Origin of the sequence: Streptococcus cristatus, assembly GCF_001578775.1 — a bacterium.
In the GTDB taxonomy this organism is placed as follows: Bacteria; Bacillota; Bacilli; order Lactobacillales; family Streptococcaceae; genus Streptococcus; species Streptococcus cristatus_A.
This window is the reverse complement of the sequence record NZ_KQ969071.1, coordinates 1-892: the sequence shown is the minus strand read 5'-3', so window position 1 is coordinate 892 and position 892 is coordinate 1. Positions and strand designations below refer to the sequence as shown.

The following is an 892-nucleotide window of genomic DNA, read 5'->3' as shown; positions in this document are numbered from 1 at the left end:
CTTCATCCCTTTTTTATCAAGGGTCAGGAGGTTTTCTTCGCTCCCATACCCGGCATCTGCGACGACTGTTTCAACCTCTGCTGGACATGATTTCAGAAAAGGCAGAAGCGTTAAGGTGTCTGTTGGATTCGGGAAGATGTCGTAGTGGATGACAAACTGATTTTCAGTAGCTATTTGAAGATTGTACCCTGCTTTAAGCTGACCATTCCGCATATGATCGTCTTTCATTCGCATGAAAGTGGCGTCCGTATCTGTTTTGGAAAAACTATTGCGCCCCTGGAAAGTCTCTTGATAGTCTTCGTATTTTTCAGACCGCACTGAAAAATCTTCCTGAATCTTCTTCAGAACTTTCTTTAAGCGCCGGCGCTTGGTCTTGCGTTCATCCTTGCCTTTGACTGGATTTTCCTCAATGGCTTGATGAACCTGATTTAATTCTTCTTGCAAGAGTTCGGTAAAGACAGAAAGCTGTTCTCTCGAAACGACCTCTTCTTCATCCAGTTCAATGGCCTGAGCAATCAAGGGCTGAACCTCTGTTTGGAAATATTCCTTCAAGGTCTCTTGCAGTTTAGTTTGAAATTTATCCGTTGCTTTTTTCCAAACGAAGCTGTACTTGTTGGCATTGGCTTCAATTTTCGTCCCATCGATGAAGAGACAGTCTAAAGTGACCAATTCCTTCATTTTTAACTGACAGGACAGTTCAATAAAGAGCTGTTCTATCAGTTCTTCCATCCCCTCATGCACATGGTGCGGTAGGAAACAACTAATTGCCCTGTCAAATAGCTCATAGCTAGGTTCTCAGCCATCAGCCTTTCTATTTTACGTCCGCTAAAAACGCCTTGAGAATAAGCAAACAGAAGAGCGGAAAGCATCATTTTAGGATGGTAGGAGGGGC

1 pseudogene is annotated in these 892 nt (G+C 43.4%); it reads right to left on the bottom strand.

Annotated elements, in window-relative coordinates:
- A pseudogene (locus tag SCRDD08_RS10620) lies at positions 1 to 892 on the bottom strand (transposase); the annotation flags it as partial.